Below are 3,410 nucleotides of genomic sequence, written 5' to 3' on the forward strand. Positions count from 1 at the left end.
CTGATCGACGCCGGGTCGGCCTCGTCCTTCGCGTCGGGCTCGGCCTCGGTGGCAGCAGCCGCAGCCGTCGCCTTCTCGGCCTCCTCGACCACGGCGGCGTCGTCCTCGGCCGTCGGCTCCTCAGGACGCTTCACGGCCGCGAGCAGCATCTGTGCGACGTCGAGCACCTCGACCTCCTCGCGTGCCTCGCCGGCCGCCTGCTGGGCCGTCAGGCCGTCGGACAGCATGACCCGGCAGAACGGGCAGCCCACGGCGATCTGGTCGGCGCCGGTGGCCACGGCCTCCTGGGTGCGGTTCACGTTGATCCGCGAGCCGAGGTTCTCCTCCATCCACATGCGCGCGCCACCGGCGCCACAGCAGAAGGAGCGCTCGGAGTTGCGCGGCATCTCGGCGAACTTCGCACCGGGGATGACGCTCAGCAGCTCGCGCGGCGCCTCGTACACCTGGTTGTGGCGGCCGAGGAAGCACGGGTCGTGGTAGGTGATCGTCTTCTCCGGCTCGGCCGACGCCGCAGCGCCCGCCTTCGGAGCGACGGGCTTCAGCTTGCCTTCGCGCACGAGGCGGTTGAGCAGCTGCGTGTGGTGCACGACCTCCAGCTCGACGCCGAACTCGGCGTACTCGTTCTTGAGGGAGTTGAAGCAGTGCGCGCAGGTCGAGACGACCTTCTTGGCCTTCGTCTCCTTCAGCACCTCGGAGTTCTCCATGGCCAGCTGCATGAAGACGATCTCGTTGCCGGCGCGACGCGCCGGGTCGCCGGTGCAGGTCTCGCCGTCACCGAGGATCGCGAACTCGACGCCCGCGGTGTGCAGCAGCTCGGCCACGGCCTGCGTGGTCTTCTTCGCACGGTCCTCGAAGGCACCGGCGCAGCCCACCCAGAACAGCCACTCGACCTCGTCGAGGCTCTCGACGTCGACACCGACCTGCTTGACCTCGAAGTCGAGGCCCTTGGTCCAGTCGAGGCGGTTCTTGGGGTTCATGCCCCAGGGGTTCCCCTTGCGCTCCAGGCCCTTGAAGATGTTGTTCAGCTCGGCCGGGAAGTTGCTCTCGACGAGCACCTGGAAGCGGCGCATGTCGTCGATGTGGTCGACGTGCTCGATGTCGACGGGGCACTGCTGGACGCAGGCGCCACAGTTCGTGCACGACCACAGGACGTCGGGGTCGATGACGCCGTACATCTCCTCGTCGCCGATGAGCGGACGCTCGACCTCCTTCTGCTGCTCCTCGGTGCGCTCGTCCTCCGGCACCGACAGCGCGGGGATCTTGGCGTAGGCGTGCTCACGCAGGCCCATCATGAGCAGCTTGGGGCTGAGCGGCTTCTCGGTGTTCCAGGCGGGGCACTGGCTCTGGCAGCGGCCGCACTCGGTGCAGGTGGTGAAGTCGAGCAGACCCTTCCACGAGAAGTCCTCGACCTTGCCGACGCCGAGCTTCTCGAAGTCCTCCTCCTCGAGGTCCTCCATCTTCTCCAGGTCGAGCGGCTCGCCGTTGACGAGGATCGGCTTGAGGCCACCGAGGGCCGTGCCGCCGTCGGACTCGCGCTTGAACCAGATGTTCGGCCACGCGGTGAAGCGGTGCCACGCGATGCCCATCGTCAGGTTGGTGGAGATGACGAGCAGCCAGATCATGGCCGAGACGACCTTGATCATCGCGATGGCGACGATGATGTCCTCGAGCGTGCCGATGTTCTCGGCGCCGGTCGGGTACAGGTTGCCGAAGTGCTGGGCGATCGGGAAGTGGAAACCGGTCGCGTACTCGGCGTCCTCGCCGCCGCGCGCCTGGAGCAGGTTGTACTCCGCGCCGCGGATGAACAGGATCGCGATGCTCTCGAGGAACACCATGAACTCGACGAAGTACGCCTGGCCCATGCGCGAGCCGAAGAAACGGCTCTGGCGCTGCAGGCGCTTCGGGTGCTTGACCTGGCGGTAGATCGCGAGCGGGATGATCGCGAGGGCGCCGAGCAGGCCGATGAACTCGCTGACCCACTCGTAGAGGAAGAAGTGGCCGATGATCGGCCAGACGAACTCCGGGTCGAACAGCTGGACGAAGCCCTGCGCGACGGCGGTCGCGAGCACGATGAACGCCAGGTAGACGAACCAGTGCAGGGCACCGATCCACGTCCACTGGAGCATCCGGGTGTGGAGGAACGTCTCCTTGACCATGTTCACCGTGCGGGCCGCGGGGTCGTTGGTGCGGCCGGGCGCGGGGCCGCCGGCGCGGACGACCGCGAGCATGCGACGCACCGCGACGACGGTGACGGGGATCGTGACGGCCGTGACGGCCAGGGAGACGATGATCGCGACGAGCTGCATGGAGCCTCAATCCTTGGTGCGACGACCGTGACAGTGGGGGTGACACTAGCCCCTCGCGTTCTTGTCCGCGGGGTAAGGCCACCCTGATCCTGCAGGTCAGCGGTCGGTTACCGGTGGGTAGGTACAGCCTAACCCCCGACGCGGACCTCTGTCCGCCGGTGTGAGCCGTTCGAGACCGCGCGGACCACGCTGGTCGAGTAGGCCGAGCGGCGACGAAGGAGCCCGGTTGGGCGTATCGAGACCACTCTGGGCGGTCGCCGGGGGTTGGCCCGCGCTGGGCCGTTGCCGGGTGGTCTCGATACGCGGCACGACGCTCCTTCGTCGCGCGTGCCGCTACTCGACCAGACCACTCCACGCTCACGCTGGGGGCTGGCCCGCGCTGATCCATTGCCGGGTGGTCTCGATACGCAGGGACTTCGCAAGCTCGTCCCTGCTACTCGACCAGCGGAATGTCTCGCTGGTCGAGTAGTCGACGCTGCGACGAAGGAGCTGGCGGAGACGTATCGAGACCATTCCAGGCGGTCGCTGGGGGTTGGGCCGCGCTGATCCGTTGCCGGGAGGTCTCGATACGCGGCCACGGCGCTCCTTTGTCGCGCGTGGCCGCTACTCGACCAGCGCTACCGCTGGTCGAGTAGTCGACGCCGCGACGGAGGAGCTGGCGGAGACGTATCGAGACCATCCGGAGCTGTCGCTGGGGGCTGGTCCGCGCTGGGCCGTTGCCGGGTGGTCTCGATACGCGGCCACGGCGCTCCTTCGTCGCGCGTGGCCGCTACTCGACCAGCGGAGGGGGGCGGACCTCGGACGCCCGGTCCGGGGGGCGGCGCTCGGTGGGGACGAGGGGGAGGGCCAGCAGGGGGAGGACGGCGACGAGGCCGAACGCCCACCCGTACCCGGCGGCGGCGATGAGCACGCCGACCACGGGCGGCACGGCGGCGCTGACGAGGTACTGGCCGGTGTTCTGCACGCCGAGCGCCTTGCCCGACCACCACGGTCCGGCTCGTTCCGCGACGGCGGTGAACGCGAGCCCGTTGTCGGCGACGGTGACGACGCTGGCGACGACGACGAGCACCACGGCGAGCGGTGTCGGCTCGAGCAGGCCGAGCG

The 3,410-nt window shown here is 68.7% G+C and carries 1 protein-coding gene and 1 pseudogene; both read right to left on the reverse strand.

The window, feature by feature from the left end:
* A partial coding sequence (locus A6Q79_RS16170) for a (Fe-S)-binding protein (RefSeq protein ID WP_317698771.1) occupies positions 1–2,306 on the reverse strand: 2,306 nt, incomplete at its 3' end.
* A gap of 769 nt (positions 2,307–3,075) precedes the next feature.
* Positions 3,076–3,410: pseudogene (locus A6Q79_RS16175) on the reverse strand (hypothetical protein); the annotation flags it as partial.

The organism is Aeromicrobium sp. REDSEA-S32_B7 (genome assembly GCF_001626145.1).
Classification (GTDB): Bacteria; Actinomycetota; Actinomycetes; order Propionibacteriales; family Nocardioidaceae; genus Aeromicrobium; species Aeromicrobium erythreum.